The following is an 18,500-nucleotide window of genomic DNA, read 5'->3' as shown; positions in this document are numbered from 1 at the left end:
CGGTGGCGGTGGCGGCAATGGCGGTAGCCACGGTGGCAGCGGCAGTGGCGGCAACAGTGGCAGCGGCGGCGGTGGAAACAGTGGCCACAGCGGCAGCGACCATGGTTCGGGCCATTCCGGCGACAGCGCCTCTTCAGGACGCAACGGCACCCACGCCGAGGCAGGGGACGATCACGGCGTTCATCGGGCCGGAGAAATCGGCGATGACCATGGGGTTCATCGTGCAGGCGAAATCGGTGATGACCACGGCGTACACCGCGCGGGCGAAATCGGTGACGACCATGGCGTACATGCCGCAGGCGAACCCGGCGATGATCGCGGGGTTCACGTTGGCGGCGAGCCAGGCGATGACAAGCGCGCCAACTGAGCAACGCTGAAGATTGTGCGAGCGGCTGGGGCTACAACACCCCCTGACGCTGATCCAGCCGCTCGCGCAAAAACTCGATCAACGCCTGCACCGGCCGCGATGCCTGACGATGCTGCGGATACACCGCCGACAGGATCAACGGCTCCGGACGCAAATCATCCAGCACCGGCACCAGGCGCCCATCCTTCAGCGCGGCCCCGACAATGAACGTCGGCAAGTAGGTAATCCCCATCCCCGCCACCGCTGCATCCCGCAGCAACTCGCCGTTGTTGACCCGCATCCGCCCGGTGACATTCACCAGCTGCGGCTTGCCCTGTCCCGCATTGAACCGCCACTGCACCGAACGCCCGTGGCCGTAAGGCAGGCAGTCATGACTGAGCAAGTCTTCCGGTTTGACCGGTGTGCCGCGCTCGGCCAGATACGCAGGGCTGGCGCAGTACACCCGCTCGATGGCGGCGATGCGTCGGGCGATCAGGGTCGAGTCTTCCAGCACGCCGATGCGCAACGCCAGGTCGTAGCCCTCGCCGAGCAAGTCCACCGGCCGGTCACTCAGATCGACCTCCACCGTCACCTCGCGATAACGCTGCAAGAACAGCGGCAGCAGACACCCCAGATGCGCCACCGCAAACGACAGCGGCGCGCTGACACGAATCGTCCCGCGCGGTTCGGCGGTCTGCCCGGCGATGCCCTGCTCCACCTGTTCGACTTCGCTTAACAGCCGCAGCGCCGATTCGTAATAGCTCTGGCCCAGCGGCGTCACATCCAGGCGCCGGGTCGAGCGGTTGAGCAGACGCACGCCGAGGCGCTCCTCCAGTTGCATCAACCGACGGCTGACGAACTGCTTGGACAGGCCCAACTGATCGGCCGCCGCCGTGAAGCTGCCGGAGTCCATCACCTGGCAAAAAATACGCATGTCTTCGAACGGGTTCATTGTCACTCTCTGGTTGACAGTTAAACGCTTTATAGCCGCTTTTTCACTTTCCGGCACCTCATTAATCTGTGCTCACGGTGTTGCTGAGGCCTGAAGCCCAGCGCCACAGCAGCCCGATCCCAAGGCATACAAAAACTCGAACGACTTAAAAAGGATTTGCAAATGAACATCAAGAAAACCCTCGCCGCTTCCCTCCTCGCCCTGTCCATCGGCAACGCGTTCGCCGCCGAAGGCACTGGCGTCGAACACACCACCCAGGCCTTCCTCGACGCCCTCGCCGCAGGCGGTGGCAAACCGCTTGAGCAACTGAGCCCGAAAGACGCCCGTGCGGTGCTGACCGGCGCCCAGGCTTCGGTGAAGGTTGACCTGTCGGGCGTTGAAGTCAGCGACAAGGCAATCAAGGTCGATGGCCAGACGATCAACCTGAAAGTGGTGCGCCCGGCCAAGGTCAAGGGCGAACTGCCGGTGTTCATGTTCTTCCACGGTGGCGGCTGGGTGCTGGGCGACTTCCCGACGCACCAACGGCTGATTCGTGATCTGGTGGTGGGCTCTGGCGCGGTTGCGGTGTACGTCGATTACACGCCGTCGCCGGAAGCGCAGTACCCGACCGCGATCAATCAGGCCTACGCCGCAACGAAATGGGTGGCCGAGCACGGCAAGGACATCGGTGTCGACGGCAAGCGTCTGGCGGTGGCCGGCAACAGCGTCGGCGGCAACATGGCGGCGGTCGTGGCGCTGATGGCCAAGGAACAGAAAACCCCGGCCCTGCGCTTCCAGTTGCTGATGTGGCCGGTGACCAACGCCGGGTTCGATAACGGCTCGTACCAGCAGTTCGCCGAGGGCCACTTCCTGACCAAGGGCATGATGCAGTGGTTCTGGGACAACTACACCACCAACCCGGCCGAGCGTGCGCAGATCCATGCCTCGCCGCTCAATGCCAGCAGCGAACAGCTCAAGGGCCTGCCCGCCGCGCTGGTGCAGACCGCCGAGTTCGACGTGCTGCGTGACGAAGGCGAAGGCTACGCCCGCCACCTGGACGCCGCCGGTGTGCCGGTGACCTCGGTGCGCTACAACGGGATGATTCATGACTTCGGCCTGCTCAATCCGCTGAACGGGATACCTGAAGTGAAGGCCGCCGTGCGCCAGGCCGCGGCGGAACTCAAGACCCATCTGAACTGAGTCCAGCCACTCGCCACACCTTCGGGTGTGGCGTTTTCTTTTGTGCCCGCCGGAGTTCACCTCATGAGCGTTTTTTCTGCCCACCTGCTGTCCTGGAGTGCCCTGCTGCTGGTGCTCGACGCCCTGCTCTGGCACCTCGCGCCGTTCAAGCATCGCGCGCAACGGGTCGGTGTGCGGCTGGTACTGTTTCTGGCCTTCAGCGCGCTGATCATCAATGCCGGCGTCAGCCCGTTGCAGGCGCCAGTCTTTGCCGATGATCAGGTAGCGCAACTGGGCGCGACGGCGCTGGGGATTTTCTGGTGGCTGTACGCCGCACGAGCACTGACCGAAGTGATCGGCCTGATTCTGATGCGCCGCATCGGTCACAGCGGCCGGTTGTTGCAGGACGTGATCGGTGCGCTGGTGTTTCTGGTGGCCATCGTCGCGGCCGCCGGTTATGTGCTGGAGCTGCCGGTGAAAGGCCTGCTCGCCACTTCCGGGGTGTTCGCCATCGTGGTCGGTCTGGCGCTGCAAAGCACCTTGAGCGACGTGTTCTCGGGCATCGTGCTCAACACCACCAAGCCGTATCAGGTGGATGATTTCGTGGTGATCGACGGCGTCGAAGGCAAAGTGCTCGATATCGACTGGCGCGCCACGCACCTGCTGACCAGCGCCGGCACCCTGGCCGTGGTGCCGAACTCGGTGGCGGCCAAGTCCAGGATCGTCAACCTCAGCCGTCCGAACAACCTGCACGGCGTGTCGATCAGCATCAAAGTGCCGAACCACATTCGCCCGCGCCGGGTACTCGACGCTCTCGACCGCACGCTGCAAGGCAGCAGCAGTCTGTTGCTGACGCCCGCGCCGAAAGCGGTGCTGAAAGAGGCCGGCGAAGATATGTCGGAATACGTGGCCAGCGGTTTTATCGCCGAGCTGGGCAAAAAGGCTGAAGTCCGCAATCAACTGTTCGACCTCGCCCATCGTCATCTCGAAGCGGCCGGTATTTCGCGGCACCCGGACGGCGTGATCGAACCTTCGACCCGCGCCCGCGCCTTGCTCGATGAAGTGAAAATCTTCCGCTCGCTCAGCCATGAAGAACGCGATCGCCTCGCCGAATCGATGGTCGCGCAGCAGTACAGCGCCGGGCAGGTTGTGCTGGATCTGAATGAAGTGCCGGACAGCCTGTTCGTGATTGCCACCGGCGTGGTCAGCGCCAGCGTGCCGGACGGTAATGGGTTCACCGAGGCCGGGCGCATGGGGCCGAGTGAGGTCATGGGTGAACAGAGCATTCTGGCCGATACGCCTTCGCAGGCAACGTTTACGGCGTTGACGTCTTCGATCATTTATCGGCTCGACAAGAACCTGACCCGCCAGTGCATGGAACAGCGCGGCGAAGTCGGCCAGGCATTGAACAAGTTGCAGGCGGTACGGCAGCAGAACAGTCGGCTGGCGTTGATGGCCCAGCCTTTGCCGGTTCGCAAGGGTGGGTTTCTGGGGTGGCTGCAAAAGCGATAATTCACCGGACTTTAAATCTTCTTCACTTTCGAAATCCAACCCCCTCACCCCAGCCCTCTCCCCCAGGGGGGCGAGGGTGAAAGGGAGCAGATTGGGGACCTTTCAAAATCTGTGTTCGACTCAAAACCTCCAGGTCACTGTATCTCTCCCAAACACCTCGGTCGGCTCCCTCTCCCTCCGGGAGAGGGCTGGGGTGAGGGCTAGTTTTCGAAGTGAAATACACACTCATCAACACCGCAAAAAAATGCCCACTCTTCAGCAGGCATTTTTCTTCAACCCATTACTTGGCAGTGAACTTGGTATAGCTGTTGATCAAATTGCGATAGTTCGGCAAACGATTCGACAGCAGATTCGCCAAACCTTCCATGTCGTTGCGCCAGTCGCCCTGCAGCTCGCAAGCCACGGAGAACCAGTTCAACAGCTGAGCACCGGCCGCCGACATGCGCGCCCACGCTGCTTGCTGCACGGTTTCGTTGAAGGTGCCGGACGAGTCGGTCACCACAAACACTTCAAAACCTTCAGCCAACGCCGACAGGGTCGGGAACGCCACGCAGACGTCAGTCACCACACCGGCGATGATCAGTTGCTTGCGGCCGGTGGCCTTGATGGCCTTGACGAAGTCTTCGTTGTCCCAGGCGTTGATCTGGCCTGGGCGCTGAATGAACGGCGCGTCCGGGAATTGTTCGCGCAGTTCAGGCACGATCGGACCGTTTGGACCTGCGTCGAAACTGGTGGTGAGGATGGTTGGCAGTTTGAAGAACTTGGCGATGTCGCCCAGCGCCAACACGTTGTTCTTGAACTCGTTCGGCGAGAAATCCTGCACCAGCGAGATCAGGCCGGTCTGGTGGTCGACCAGCAGGACCACGGCATCGTCTTTGTTCAGGCGCTTGTAAGGAACGTTGCTCATTTGAAACTCCTCGGGTGGTGGTGAGGTGAAGCGCCGACCCCGGTGGTCGACGCTTTATTGCAAGACTCAGAAAGCGAAGCAGGAGCAGCCGAACGCACCCCAGAAACCGGCGAAATCGCTGACCGGCGCATTCGACATCCGGGCTTTTTCATGGCTGTGGGTATGCACGGCGCACGGGCCGCTGCACTGGTGCACCTGCGCCTGCAACGGCGAATTCGGGCGCCAGTGGCCCGGGACTTTCACCACTGGCGACCAGTCCGGCAGCACCGGCAATGCACGTGGGCCGAGGTCTTCGAAGTCGCCGGCGGAATAAACGATCTTGCCGCCGACCACGGTCAGTACCGACTCGATCCACTTGATCGCCTCTTCCTCGACATGGAAGAAGTCCGCGCTCAGCGCTGCCAGATCCGCCAGTTGACCGACCTTGATCTGGCCCTTGTTGCCCTGCTCGGACGAGAACCAGGCGCTGCCGTGGGTAAACAGTTCCAGCGCGGTGGCGCGCGGCAAACCTTCTTCGTACAGCGCCAGACCACCGACGGTGCGACCGCTGACCATCCAGTACAGCGAAGTCCACGGGTTGTAGCTGGACACCCGCGTGGCATCGGTACCCGCGCCGACCGGTACACCTTCGGCGAGCATGCGTTTGATCGGTGGCGTGGCTTCGGCGGCCTGTTTGCCGTAGCGGTCGACGAAGTATTCGCCCTGGAACGCCATGCGATCCTGGATCGCAATGCCGCCGCCCAGCGCTTTCACTCGCTCGATGTTCTGCGGGGTGATGGTTTCCGCGTGGTCGAAGAACCATGGCAAACCGTTGAACGGAATGTCGCGGTTGACCTTCTCGAACACATCGAGCATGCGGCTGATGGATTCGTTATAGGTGGCGTGCAGACGGAATGGCCAGCGCTGCTCGACCAGGTGGCGCACCACCGGCTCCAGTTCCTGTTCCATGGTCTGCGGCAGGTCCGGGCGCGGTTCGAGGAAGTCTTCGAAGTCAGCCGCCGAGAACACCAGCATTTCCCCGGCGCCGTTGTGGCGCAGGAAGTCGTCGCCCTGATGCAACTTGACGCTGCCGGTCCAGTTCTGGAAATCGGTCAGCTCTTCTTTCGGCTTCTGGGTGAACAGGTTGTAAGCGATGCGCACGGTCAGTTGCTCATCCTTGGCCAACTGTTCGATCACCTGATAGTCGTCCGGGTAGTTCTGGAAACCACCGCCGGCATCAATGGCGCTGGTCAGGCCGAGACGGTTGAGCTCGCGCATGAACTGGCGGGTCGAGTTGACCTGATATTCCAGCGGCAGCTTCGGCCCCTTGGCCAGCGTCGAGTACAGAATCATCGCGTTCGGCCGCGCCACCAGCATGCCGGTCGGGTTGCCGTTGGCATCGCGCACGATCTCGCCGCCCGGCGGGTTCGGTGTGTCGCGGGTGTAACCGGCCACGCGCAACGCAGCGCGGTTGAGCAACGCACGGTCGTACAGGTGCAGGATGAACACCGGGGTATCCGGCGCCGCCTGGTTGATTTCTTCGAGGGTCGGCATGCGTTTTTCGGCGAACTGGAATTCGTTCCAGCCACCGACCACGCGCACCCATTGCGGAGTCGGTGTGCGGTCGGCCTGATCCTTGAGCATGCGCAGCGCATCGGCCAGCGACGGTACACCTTCCCAGCGCAGTTCGAGGTTGTAGTTCAAACCGCCACGAATCAGGTGCAAGTGCGAGTCGTTGAGGCCGGGGATCACGCAGCGGCCCTTGAGATCGACGACCTGGGTGCCGGCGCCACGCAGGGCCATGGCTTGCGCATCATTGCCGACGACGGCGAAGCGGCCGTCCTTGATCGCCACGGCACTGGCGAGGGGTTTTGTGCGGTCTACGGTATGAAATTGGCCATTGAACAGAATCAGATCAGCGTTGGCGTTCATCGCAGTTCCTTCGATATTAGTGAAACGAAGCCCAGACCTGCCGGCTCAGCGCGGCGGGTTGGTGTTGGAATCCAGGTGTTCATGGGGCTGACTGGCTGTCAGCCACGGTGCGAACAGGCGGGTCGCGGCCGGCATGCAGACGTACACCACCGACAGCACGATGGTCAGGGTGATCAGGAACGTGGCGACCACGTAGTTGGACAGGAAGGCATTGAGTTGCAGCAGCGGCCCCCAGATCAGCGGCACCAGCAAGGTGTGCGGCAGAATCACGAACAGCGTCACCACAGCCTGCTTCCAGCGCGGTGGCGGCGAGGCGGCATCGGCCAGTGGCGTGAACCAGAACTCGTTGGCCGCATTGACCTCGGTCTGGTCGCCGTCGGCGAGCATCGGCGCCGCTTCATCAATCAGCTTCTGACGCTGCGGCGAATCGAGCCAGCGCTGCATCGCCTCGGTCGAGCAATAACGCAGCACACAGGTGAACAGCGCGAGACCGCCCTGCTTGCTGCGCATCACGTCCACGCCCAGGTGCCCTTCTTCGCGCCCCGCCACGCTGACGATATTGCGCAGCCAGGCTTCGTACGGTTGTTCGAAACCGGCCTTGACCCGATGCTTGACGATCAACGTCACGGTTTCTTCGGGTCCCGGGGTTTTCAGGGTCTGGGAATCAGGCATAACGGAGCACTCCGGGCAAACGAACATTGAGCGCCAGCCGTCCCGGCCCGGCGATCAGAACAGTGGTGAAGAGGATCAACAGCAACCAGCCGAACTGCCCTTCGGCCACACTCCATTGCGGATGCACGAGCAGCAGCGCCACCAGCAGCACAAACAGAATAGGCAAGCACGCCAGACGCGCCAGCACCCCGGCGACGATCAGTAGCGGACAAAGGACTTCGGCGAAGATCGCCAGAATCAAAGTGAGGTGGGCACCGAGGTGGAACGGGTCTTCGATCAGTTGCAATTGCGCGGTGAAGTCCAGCAGCTTGGGCAAGCCGTGGACGAACAGCAGAAACAACCCACCGGAGACCCGCAGGAACAGCAGGCCGAGGTGTTGCGCCTGGTCATTGCGTTGTACAGCGTTCATGGGCCCACCCTTGATCAATCATTGCAGGCAATGGTGCAACGATTGATCGGGGGGAAATTGGATGGGTGTGCTCTTTTTTTTGAGGGCGCCGTCGATCGTTTCCACGCTCTGCGTGGGGGTGCAGCCCGACGAAGTTTGTGGCCATAACCTTGGTCGAGGTCAGGGTTTCAGAGGCGTCGGCCAGAACTGTCGGGCAGAAGGGTAAGTGCCAAGGCTCCATCTTCCAGAGCATCCGTATTTTCTAAACTTGTCATGCCTGCGGCTGGCTTTGGGAAAAAGCACAAGCCATTGTGCAGTTCGACACTTGCGTTCAACGCCACGATACTTTTTGTGTAAGCGTCATAGGCCTCCGCTTGCGCTACACCTGAAGTCGGTCCCATCCAGGCTCTGTGGCCTGCCGGATTTGCCGGGGTGACGGCCCATGAAAACCATGGGTGTTGGAAACAACGCTCCATGACCACACGCAGGGCTGGAGTCAGAGGCAGGTAATTTCGCCGAGGCAACAATTGCAAATACAAAGGATGAGACCAGACTCCGGTAGGGGAAAACACACCAACTACAAGGTCATAGATATTACTGACCACTACGGTGAACTGAACCGATTTATTTTGCTGATCAGTCACAGTAATCGTGGCAGATCCATTTCCCATCCCGACAAATTTTCCATTCCTGTAAGTGACGACTGCATGATTGGATGATCCAATCACATAGGGTGGTATCCCTCCAGTTGCAATGCGAACTTCTGTGTTGCCAACTGCATCAACTCCATTGAGATTAGGGGCGTACGGGCTTCTTATCATGATGCCCGCCAATCGCATCACACTTGTATCGATGGAGAGTGCCTGCACGATGGTCATTGTTCTTGGCGGAGTTGACTCAGGCCCTGAGTCATATTTGCCTTTGATCGTGTAACTATGAGGCCCCGGTGCCTGAGAACTCGTGTTGTAGGTCCAGTTGCCATACACATCCACGGCGATCGGTCCCGCGACAATAACGCCGTTGTCGTATAGATCAACGGTCGCATTCACCCTCGCTTTGCCACTGAGTGCAAACAGCTTCTCGGAAGTGCTGGTGCCCTCAGGAATCTCCACTCCGTTGAGCAAGCCTTTGATCGAATCGATCGACAGCGTCTCGACCGCACCCACAGTCAGTATCCAAACATCAGTCGCCGGTAAACTGGCATTTTCCCGCAGTTCAAAGCGATGAGGTCCTTGAGCCAGGTTCACCAACTGCTGGATGAACGCACTGCTTTGATTGAACACTCCACTGGCCACGACCACGCCGTTATCCATGATCACAAATGGAACACCCGCCGGACCACTTCCTCCCAACTCGATTCCGGTTGAGGGGGTACTGGTGCCAGGCGGAATCGGGAGTCCGCCGGGATACGTTGTGCAGTAAGTAAAGAATGGATTTTGGGTACTCATGGGACGCTCCTTCGCTGGCTCGGCTTAATTTGCGTGGGCATGTGCCATCGAACGCCAATCGAGAGGAGTGTCGCTACTGTCAACTTTGACAGTAGCGACGAGTGGTCAAGGCAGGTTTTCATCGCATCCAAATTCATTCGCCCACAAAAAACGGCCCTCAGGCCGTTTTATCAGTATCGGAACAGTCAGCTGATTTCGCAGCCTCAAGGATATCGAGCGCGTTGCGTGACTTGGCGGACACACCCTTCAACACCATCAACAAGCATACACGCTCCGCTCGAGCGACCTAACCGTTCAATGGCCGAATACACATTGCCGTGGCTGTAGAAGCGCCCACTTGCGCAAATAACCCCGGCCCTTGATTCCCGCCATGGCTACTTTGCGCGTACCCGGCGATTTCCTGCCCACTGCCTTGTGGCTGACATGACCACCACCCCCAACCCTTTGCCCAACTGATGATATTGCTCACGTTGTAAAACAGCGGGCAGTAACTTTGATAGTTGGGATATTTGAAGACCATGAGGTTCCAGACTGCCAAAGTCAGTGGTGATCCGCCTATCGAGGACATCCAGGCAACTGCCGCTGGTACTGAAACTGCAGCGCCATTGTGGACCAGTTCGAAGACTTGACTGACTTCAACGGGATAGCTGGCCGTAGCGCCTGTCGCGTCCTGGATTTCAATCTTTGTCTCGCCGTTTGCCTTGCCCTCGACCTTGCCTGAACTATCGACCGTCGCAATGGCAGTATTTTTTGAAACAAAGGTGTAAGGCGCAGTGCCATTGCTCGGAACCCGGGTCTGAGTGTTACCGGGAAAATCCCGACCGCTGTCCGCCCATCCGGATCTTGAAAAAACGGCCATACCGTTGAGGATCATGGGCGTGGGATCAATCTCCAGCCTTCCGGTCCTGATCGTATAAACCCTTTCAGGGAACGGTGTGGCTGCACTTTCCTCGCCACTTTTATCCATTGACACCTTGAATGCGAGGGTCAGCCTGGTGCCATTTCCCAAAACTGCCAAATAGCCATTACTGAATGGTTTGATCCAGTAACCCTGACTGATCCACGTCGCATTGGTCTTGTGAGTTCCACCATTCCAGAACGTCAGATTATGCATCGAGCCGTCTGATTTGAAGCCCGAAACACGCAGCCAGACCTGTTGCCCCACTTCAATCCCCAGCCAGTCCCATGCACGCAGGTTTGCGTCTTTCGAGCCCAGTGCAACCAAGTCCAGCACGTTGTTGTTCGTCTCCGCTTCGTCGATTTGTGGCGACTTCAATACACCGTTGACGGTGAACCGCAATTCGGAAGTAGGTAACGCACTGGCGTGCTCGCGCAATTCAAAGTGATGTGGTCCCGAAGCCAGGCTCAAGAACAGCTCGCGAAAAACACCAGAGCCATTAAATCCGCCTCCGCGTACAACGACACCGTTATCGAGTATCTGGTAGGTGCGAAAAGCCGTTCCATCGCTGCTGAACAGTTCAATGTCCGTGAATTGAATGTTATCGCCATCGTTGATGGTGGTTCCGCCGGGAAAACTCGTGGCGCCAAAGCTTGGTGACTGGATGGCCATGGAAAAGGCTCCTTCGTGGGTTCGCGGCAACTGCTTGACCGGTGGATGTGCCATCGAACGCCAATCGAGAGGAGTGTCGCTACTGTCAACTTTGACAGTAGCGACGAATGGTCAATGCGGTGGTTTGCCAAGGTGGCAGGTTTTGACCAGTCACAAAAAACGGCCCGCAGGCCGTTTTATCAATACCGGATCAAGCAGCCGAATCAGCGGCCACTTCCAGGTTATCCAGCGCCCGATTCACGGCCAGTTCCCCCAACATGATCAATTGCGCAATCCCCAACAGCACATGACGATGCGAGCCATCCACCAGCCCGGCGAAGTCGGTGGCCATGATTTTGGCCGAGGTCAATGTTTCGCAGGCGTCGGCCAGTAGTTCTTCGCTGTCGATACCGGGGCGATGAGGTAGCGGGTGTTGGGTTTGAGCAGCGGTTTTCTGGAGAGCAGCGGATTGAGGTAGTGGTCGAGGGCGCGCTCGGCGGCTTCGTGGAATTTCTTGGAGTCGAGGGTTTCGTAGGGCGAGGTTGTGTCGGTTTCAGGCGGGTTTGGCGTGGGTTTGATCATGGTTGCATCTCCAGAGTCATTGAGCTGCCACGATTCGCTGCGATACGAAGGGGTGGCAGCCATACGCGGGTCGCAGACCGGGACTCTAGAACCGGCAGACCCGAAGGTCTCCCACGTACAGCCGCCATAAAACCGGAGGATGTTGTGCGTCCAGAGATCGCGGGCTGCGAGACCCGATCGCTGATTCGTCAGCGACCCGAAAACGATAAGACCCACCCCAAAAGCGCACAAGCCGGCGGATTCTGGCGTACACGTAGGCAAAGGCGCAAGGCGTTGTGGCTTACCGGAAGTAACGCTAAAGACCTTTCAACACCGCACTAAACCGCCGGAATATCCAGCGTCACCGACATGAACTGACTGATCCGCGACCGCAGCCATTTCTCCGCCGGGTCGTTGTCATGCACCCCGCTCCAGGCCATCGACAATTGCGCCGCATCTATCGGAAACGGCGGATCTTCAGCCCGCAACGCACACCCTTCGACCAATGCACACGCCGCGTAATCCGGCACGGTCGCGATCATCTCGGTACCCGCCAGCAGCGCACGCAAACCGCTGAACTGCGGAACCCCAAGCACCACGCGGCGGCTGCGGCCAACCTTGGCCAAATCCACGTCGATGTTGCCACTCAGGTCACCCGAGAACGACACCATCGCATGAGGTCGCTCGCAGTATTCGTCGAGGGTCAGCGGGCCCGGGCGGTTATCGCCGCGCAGAACCTTGCAGGGAATGTCGCGCAGTTTCTTGCGCTTGGCGTTGGCCGGCAGATCGGTGGTGTAGCTCACGCCGACAGAGATTTCCCCGGACGCCAGCAACGTCGGCATCAACAGGTAGTTGGCGCGGCGCACCACGACCACAATCCCCGGCGCCTCTTCCTGCAACTGGCGCAATAGCGGTGGAAACAGACCGAACTCGGCATCATCCGACAGACCGATGCGGAACACGTCGCAACTGGTGGCAGGATCGAATTCCTTGGCCCGACTGACCGCGCCGGAAATCACGTCCATCGCCGGTTGCAACTCTTGAAGAATCGCCAGCGCCCGCGCTGTCGGCTCCATGCCGCGACCGTTGCGCAGCAGCAGCGGATCGTCGAACAGATCGCGCAAGCGGCCCAGCGCTGCGCTCACCGCCGGTTGGCCCATGAACAGCTTTTCGGCGACGCGGGTCAGGTTCTTTTCGAACATCAACGCTTCGAAAATCACCAGCAGGTTCATGTCGACGCGGCGCAGATCGTTTCGGTTCATGGGCGTGTTTTCCTTTTGGGCCAAGCGCAAGTGCTACGCACTTTACTTGATTGGCGACCTTTCGAAATCAGCTTTGGCGGCGGAATTAACAACGTTTAACTCGTCAGCCTTCGCCCCTCGCCAAACAATGAATCCCTCTGCGCAGCGTTGTTTTATTGACCTGAGGGAAAGCGCTGACCGTGCCTTCCCCCCTCGACACGGACATTGGCCATGGCTCACTCACAGCAAACCGTCGCCCTCGCCCCTGCCAGCGAACCCCGCAAAACCAGCACCGGCGGCCTCAGCCCGCAGCGCGAGCGGCTGGTGAAACAACTCATCCTCGAACGCCTGGGTGACAGCCTTGAAGTCACCGAACTGGCGAGCGCCTGCTCATTGTCACGCAGTCACTTTTCCCGGGCGTTCAAGTGCAGCACCGGGCTCTCGCCACAAGACTGGATCCGCACCCAGCGGATCGCCCGGGCCAAGCTGTTGATCCAGCACACCAACCACAGCCTGACGCAGATCAGCCTGGAATGCGGCTTCTGCGATCAAGCGCACTTCTGTCACATCTTCACCCGCAGCGAAGGAATCAATCCGTTTGCCTGGCGGTGTCAGGTCATGAAAAACCGCTGAGGCGGTTTCATTCCCGCGCCATACGCTGAGCCAGTCGTGCTACCCGCTCGCCCAGGTGCGCGGCGGTCAACTGGTCTTCCAGCGGAGGGGCTTGTTCGGGCGGTTGCTCGACCGAGGATTGGGACATGGCGCCGAGGGAGCTGCCGAGGCGATTCAATTGACCATCGAAGGCACCAGCATGTGCACGTGCCGGCAACAGATCGAGCCCGACCCAGATCATCGAATGCTGGGCGGCGAACACCGCCATTTGCAGCAGGGTGTTGAGTTTGTCACCGCACAGGCTGCCGGAGTTGGTGAAGCCCGCCGCGAGTTTGTTGCGCCACGGCCGGGCAAGATAGAACGAGGCCGTGGCCTCCATGAACCGCTTGAACGCCGCCGAAGCGCTGCCCATGTAGGTCGGCGCGCCGAAGATGATGGCGTCGGCGCGGTGCAGGTCATCCCAGTGGGCTTCCACGTCTTCCACCGCCAGCAACAGGCAAGTGCTGCCCAGGTGGCGTTCCACCCCCTGCGCCACAGCCTGGGCCATGACGCGGGTGTGCCCGTAGCCACTGTGATAGACCACAACTACCTTGCTCATCGCAGCGTCCTCCGGACGTATGCACTCCATTGCCTTGGAGTTTTGGCTCTAGAACGGGCGCGGACGAGTTAATCGTTGTTAATTTTTCCCGGCTGTCGGGCGAGCCGGCACAGGTTCCAGCCTTTAAATACAGTGATGTCAGCACCCGACACGGACAGACGCTCAAACGTCAGGTCTTCAAGCAAGTTGCGTTGACGCCCATTCCTGAAGAATATGCTCGGATACTGCGGATTAGACGGCTTGCATGCCCATCGAGTCGCTGTCCGACCACCCCGTCACGGTTTTTTCACCCTGTTCGGGTCAGGATCATAAAAAACATCGAAGGAGTGGGCGGTTGAGTCTTTCCCCGAATCAGGCCATCGGATTTGGCCCCTATCGGATCCACCCCGGCCAGCGGCTGGTGCTTGAAGGCGACCAGCCTTTGCGCCTCGGCCGCCGCGCCATGGACATTCTGCTGATCCTGCTGGCCAACGCCGGCGAGGTCGTGAGCAAGCAGCAATTGATCGCCGAAATCTGGCCGGACAGCGTGGTGGAAGACATCAACCTGCGAGTGCACATGGCCGCCCTGCGCAAGGCTCTCGGCGACGGTCAGGCCGGGCAGCGCTACATCGTCACGGTGGCGCAGCGCGGTTACAGTTTCGTCGCGCCGATCCTGCTGCAATCCATCGAACAACGCCCCGCAACCGACCCCATCGGTCGGCACAACCTGCCATTGCGCCGCACGCGGATGATCGGCCGTCAGCCGGTGGTCGACAGCCTGATGACGCAACTGCCGCGCCAACGCTGCATCACCCTCGTTGGCCCCGGCGGCATCGGCAAGACCACCGTGGCCTTGCGCGTCGCCGAACAGTTGATCGGCCGTTATCGCGACGGTATCCGTCTGCTGGATCTGGCACCGCTCAACGATCCCGGCTCGATCTGCTGGCACCTCGCCGCCCTGCTGGACCTTTCGCTGCATGACAGTGAACCGATGGTGTGCCTGATCAACAGCCTGCGCGAGCGCCAGATGCTGCTGGTGATCGATAACTGCGAGCACTTGATCGACGCCGTAGCACTGCTCAGCGAAAGCATTCTGCGTGGCGCGCCGCAGGTGCACATCCTGGCCACCAGCCGCGAAAGCCTGCGCGCCGAGGGCGAGTACGTGCAGCGTCTGGAATCCCTCGACTGTCCGCCGCCGATTGCGGTGCTGGACCGCGATCAGGCGATGGGATTTTCCGCGCTGCAGCTGTTCGTCGAACGGGCAATGGCCGCCCACGAACATTTCGAGCCAGGTAATGCCGATCTGCCCTCGATCGTCGAAATCTGTCGGCGGCTGGATGGCATCCCGCTGGCACTGGAACTGGCGGCCGCGCGGGTGGCGAGCCTTGGGCTGGACGGTGTGCTGAGTCAGCTTCAGGGAAGCTTGCCGGCGGGCAACCAGACTCACCTCGGCCGACATGAAACCTTGCGTGCCACGCTGGACTGGAGCTTCAACCTGCTCAACGGCTGCGAACAGGCCGGTCTACGCCGACTGGGCGTGTTCAGTGGCGCGTTCACGCTGGAATCTGCGGCAGCGGTCATCGTCGGCCAGCACATCGAGCCCGGTGAAGTCTTCGCCTCGATCACGCAACTGGTCGCCAAGTCGTTGCTCAACGTCGAGGTCGGCGATGAAGAGGTGTTCTATCGCCTGCTCGACACCACCCGTCGCTATGCATTGGAAAAACTCGACCAGGCCGCCGAACTCGGCGAAACCCGCGAACGCCATGCCGAGCGCTGCCTGGCGCTGATGCATCAGGCCCAGGCCGATTGGGAGAACACGCCGACCGAGGTGTGGATCGAGCGCTACGCCCGTGGCCTCGAAGACCTGCGGGCGGCGCTGGAGTGGACGCTGAACGATGAAGGCTCGCGCCCGCTCGGCGTGCGCCTGACGGCGACTTCGGCACCGTTGTGGCAAGAGTTGTCCCTGCTCAAAGAGTACGGCGTTCATGTGCGCCGGGCACTCGCGTTGCTGGCGTCATCCGACGAGCCCTGCCCGCGACTGGAAATCGCCTTGAAACTGGCCCTCGGCAGTGCCTGCTACCACACCTGGGGCGGCACACCGGAAACCATCGAAGCCTTCGTCAGCGCCCGCCTGCTGGCGCAACAGCACGACGACAAGGCCGGGCAATTGCGTGCGGTGTCCGGGCACATGGCGGTCAATCTCAGTTGCGGGCATTACCGGATGGCGCTGGAGCAGAGCGAGCAATTCGAAAGCCTCGGCCTGCACGGCGATGCGCAGTTGTCCCTGAGCACCCACCGTTTGCGGGTGCTCGCCCTGCATTACGCCGGCGATCAGCATCAGGCGCGAATCCATGCCGAACAAGTCATTCAGCGCATGGCCCACAGCGGCCACCTCAACCGCTTCACCCACGGTTTCGGCGTGCAATACGATCAGAGCGTTGCTTCGCTGACCGTTCTCGCACGGGTGTTGTGGCTGCAAGGATTTCCCGAGCAGGCCTGGCGCACGGCGCGGCAGGCGCTGGACATCGCGGTACAGATCAACCACGGCACCTCGATCTGCTACACCCTGGCACTCGCCTCGTGCCTGATCGCCCATTACAACGGCGACGGGCAAAACGCGCGCGCGTTGCTGCAACTGCTGCTCGAACAGGCGCAGAAACATTCGGTGCTGCTGTTCTACACGTGGGCGCGGCACTATGCGCAGGTGATCGACGCCGACAAGGCTCCCGCGATACCGCCCGCCGATAGCGGCCTGGTCAGGGAAATCATGGTCACACTGGACACCGGTTTCGTTGATGATGCATTGCTCGAACGAGCACAAAGCGGCGCGGCTGGCTGGAGCACCGCGGAAATCCTGCGAGCTCGGGCCGAGCGATTGCTGGCCGCTGAATCGCCCTGCCATCACACCGTCGAAAGCGCCTTGCAGCAATCGCTTGTGATTGCGAAGACGCAAGGCGCCCTGGCCTGGGAACTGCGCAGTGCGACATCGCTGGCTCAGTTGTGGCAGCGCCAGTCGCGCTACCGCGAAGCACTGGAGTTACTGACACCGGTCTACCAGCGCTTCACCGAAGGTTACGCCACCCCGGATTTGCGCAAGGTGCGCTTACTGCTCGACGAATTGCGCAGTCAGTTGCGGGCGTGAGTTCGATCGCGTGCGTCCCAGGTAACGCGCATGCCGACGCTCGACATCACCCAACTCGCCGCCCTGCTCCAGTTGCTCACGGGCATAACGGCGCGTGGTGTTGAGCATTCGATAGCGCAGCGTTCCGCTGGATCGATCCACCGTCAGCAACGACTTGGCCGCCAACTGTTCAACGACAGCCACCATCGTCGAGGGTGGCAGTTGCACGCAACTGATCACGCCGATGGCGGCATCCAGCGTGAACGCCATTTTGAACACCGATAACCGCTGCAGCACGCGTTGTTCGTGCTCGCTCAAGCGTTGATAACTCCAGTCCAGCGCGGCCATCATCGACTGATGACGTGGCACGGCGGTCCGGCGGCCGTGACTCAAGACTTGCAGGCTGTGGTCCAGTTGCGCCTGAAGCCCGACCAGTGCCAGTGCGTCGATCTGCGCCGCCGCGAGTTCAATCGCCAGCGGAAGGCCGTCGAGTCGTCGACAGATATCGCGCACCGTTTCCAGATCCTGCTCACGCAGACAGAAGCCATGTTGACGGGCACGGGCGCGACTGACAAACAGTTGCACAGACGAATAACCCATGACTTCATCGACGCTGTTGAGCGCCGAAGTTTTAGGAATGGTGAGAGGCGGCAATGGCTGGAGGACTTCCAGGGCGAGACGCAACGGCTCGCGGCTGGTGGCCAGGATCGACAGACGGGGCGCTGCGTCGAGCAAGGTCTCCAGCAGGCTCCGGCAGGCTTCGTGCAGAGGGTCGCAGTTATCCAGCACCAGCAACGCATGGCGCGCCGTCAGCGTGGTGAAATCGATATCGAGGGTATGCAAAAGATGATCGACGAGTGAGGTTTGCTCGTCGATCAAGGATAAATCCACCCGCCACACGCCATCGCGAAAATGCTGCAGCAACAACTCCGCCGCTCTCAGCGCGACGGTGCTCTTGCCGACGCCGGCAGGTCCCGTCACCGTTATCAGTCGGGACAGCGGCAATTGCCGCACCAGACCACCGACCAATGAATCGCGGCCGGTGACAGGCGTCAGCCTTGCGGGCAGGTTGTGCTGTGGTGCTTGCAGGCTTTCGAATACCACCTGGGCGACGCTGTCGCCATGCACCGGGGCAACGAAGCTGTACCCGCATTGCGGCACATTGACGATGTAGCGCTGTCCGTTCTCGCCATCGCCCAGGGCCCGGCGCAACGCCGCGATGTGCACCCGCAGGTTGATCTCCTCGACCACCGACGTCGGCCATACCAGCGCGATCAATTGCTCCTTGCTGACCACCCGGCCGGCGCGCTCGACCAACACTTGCAGAATGTCCAGCGCACGACCGCCCATGCGCAGTTGCCGATCCCCTTCGAGGATCAGCCGTTGGCGCAAATGGAACGCGTACGGACCGAAATGCAGGACCGACGCCGAGTTCAATTCGTTGAGGCTGTTCATGTCCGTTATCTTGGCAGGCCACGATGACGGTACAACCGTCACACGGGGCGCAGCACGGACATCCGGGTGCGTGTAACGGACAGAATCGCT

At 60.7% G+C, this 18,500-nt stretch carries 14 protein-coding genes and 2 pseudogenes; 5 read left to right on the top strand and 11 right to left on the bottom strand.

What is annotated here, in order from left to right; genetic code table 11:
* Window positions 1-367, top strand: a pseudogene (locus AC3WRD_RS12770) (hypothetical protein); the annotation flags it as partial.
* A 31-nt stretch (window positions 368-398) separates the two neighbouring features.
* Here the strand turns inward: AC3WRD_RS12770 and AC3WRD_RS12765 are convergent.
* A complete protein-coding gene (locus AC3WRD_RS12765) occupies window positions 399-1,298 on the bottom strand; it encodes a LysR family transcriptional regulator (RefSeq protein WP_102621583.1) in 900 nt (299 codons plus the stop codon).
* Window positions 1,299-1,460: 162 nt separating this feature from the next.
* Here AC3WRD_RS12765 and AC3WRD_RS12760 point away from each other — a divergent pair, with 162 nt between their 5' ends.
* Both AC3WRD_RS12760 and AC3WRD_RS12755 read left to right on the top strand, forming a co-directional pair.
* Window positions 1,461-2,477: an alpha/beta hydrolase gene (locus AC3WRD_RS12760; RefSeq protein WP_102621582.1), complete on the top strand. Its 1,017-nt coding sequence runs from the start codon at window positions 1,461-1,463 to the stop codon at window positions 2,475-2,477.
* 63 nt (window positions 2,478-2,540) lie between these two features.
* A complete protein-coding gene (locus tag AC3WRD_RS12755) occupies window positions 2,541-3,968 on the top strand; it encodes a mechanosensitive ion channel family protein (RefSeq protein WP_102621581.1) in 1,428 nt (475 codons plus the stop codon).
* Window positions 3,969-4,248: 280 nt separating this feature from the next.
* On the opposite strand, the gene ycaC is transcribed toward AC3WRD_RS12755, so the two are convergent.
* From ycaC to AC3WRD_RS12715, 8 genes and pseudogenes are all read right to left on the bottom strand, one after another.
* A complete protein-coding gene (gene ycaC, locus AC3WRD_RS12750; protein WP_096821302.1) occupies window positions 4,249-4,875 on the bottom strand; it encodes an isochorismate family cysteine hydrolase YcaC in 627 nt (208 codons plus the stop codon).
* Window positions 4,876-4,941: 66 nt separating this feature from the next.
* Window positions 4,942-6,786: an amidohydrolase gene (locus AC3WRD_RS12745; protein WP_102621580.1), complete on the bottom strand. Its 1,845-nt coding sequence runs from the start codon at window positions 6,784-6,786 to the stop codon at window positions 4,942-4,944.
* A 45-nt stretch (window positions 6,787-6,831) separates the two neighbouring features.
* Window positions 6,832-7,458, bottom strand: coding sequence for an antibiotic biosynthesis monooxygenase (locus AC3WRD_RS12740; protein ID WP_096821300.1), 627 nt, complete (start codon window positions 7,456-7,458; stop codon window positions 6,832-6,834).
* On the bottom strand, window positions 7,451-7,867 hold the full coding sequence (locus tag AC3WRD_RS12735; RefSeq protein ID WP_102621579.1) for a DoxX family protein: 417 nt from the start codon (window positions 7,865-7,867) through the stop codon (window positions 7,451-7,453). The genes AC3WRD_RS12740 and AC3WRD_RS12735 overlap by 8 nt, the downstream gene beginning before the upstream one ends.
* 167 nt (window positions 7,868-8,034) lie before the next feature.
* A complete protein-coding gene (locus AC3WRD_RS12730; RefSeq protein ID WP_102621578.1) occupies window positions 8,035-9,294 on the bottom strand; it encodes a hypothetical protein in 1,260 nt (419 codons plus the stop codon).
* Window positions 9,295-9,580: 286 nt separating this feature from the next.
* Window positions 9,581-10,864 (bottom strand): immunoglobulin-like domain-containing protein, encoded by a 1,284-nt coding sequence (locus AC3WRD_RS12725; RefSeq protein WP_102621577.1) that lies wholly within the window; start codon window positions 10,862-10,864, stop codon window positions 9,581-9,583.
* A 190-nt stretch (window positions 10,865-11,054) separates the two neighbouring features.
* Window positions 11,055-11,425: pseudogene (locus AC3WRD_RS12720) on the bottom strand (DUF6124 family protein).
* A gap of 317 nt (window positions 11,426-11,742) precedes the next feature.
* Window positions 11,743-12,666, bottom strand: a complete 924-nt coding sequence (locus AC3WRD_RS12715) for a LysR family transcriptional regulator (RefSeq protein WP_102621576.1) — start codon at window positions 12,664-12,666, stop codon at window positions 11,743-11,745.
* A gap of 210 nt (window positions 12,667-12,876) precedes the next feature.
* Between AC3WRD_RS12715 and AC3WRD_RS12710 the strand changes: the two genes are divergently transcribed.
* The gene (locus AC3WRD_RS12710) at window positions 12,877-13,278 is read left to right on the top strand and encodes a helix-turn-helix domain-containing protein (protein WP_085712050.1); all 402 of its coding nucleotides are present in this window, start codon (window positions 12,877-12,879) and stop codon (window positions 13,276-13,278) included.
* Window positions 13,279-13,285: 7 nt separating this feature from the next.
* Here AC3WRD_RS12710 and AC3WRD_RS12705 read toward each other — a convergent pair whose 3' ends face one another.
* Window positions 13,286-13,855 carry a flavodoxin family protein gene (locus AC3WRD_RS12705; RefSeq protein ID WP_102621575.1) on the bottom strand — a complete coding sequence of 190 codons (570 nt, stop codon included), beginning with the start codon at window positions 13,853-13,855 and terminating at the stop codon, window positions 13,286-13,288.
* A gap of 334 nt (window positions 13,856-14,189) precedes the next feature.
* Between AC3WRD_RS12705 and AC3WRD_RS12700 the strand changes: the two genes are divergently transcribed.
* Window positions 14,190-16,976: an ATP-binding protein gene (locus AC3WRD_RS12700; RefSeq protein ID WP_102621574.1), complete on the top strand. Its 2,787-nt coding sequence runs from the start codon at window positions 14,190-14,192 to the stop codon at window positions 16,974-16,976.
* On the opposite strand, the gene AC3WRD_RS12695 is transcribed toward AC3WRD_RS12700, so the two are convergent.
* On the bottom strand, window positions 16,938-18,410 hold the full coding sequence (locus tag AC3WRD_RS12695; RefSeq protein ID WP_102621573.1) for an ATP-binding protein: 1,473 nt from the start codon (window positions 18,408-18,410) through the stop codon (window positions 16,938-16,940). The two genes, AC3WRD_RS12700 and AC3WRD_RS12695, sit on opposite strands and share 39 nt — an antisense overlap.
* Between the last annotated feature and the right edge of the window lie 90 nt (window positions 18,411-18,500).

The organism is Pseudomonas sp. FW215-R2 (genome assembly GCF_058789255.1).
The sequence above is the reverse complement of the archived record's forward strand: the minus strand, read 5'-3'. Positions and strand labels throughout refer to the sequence as shown.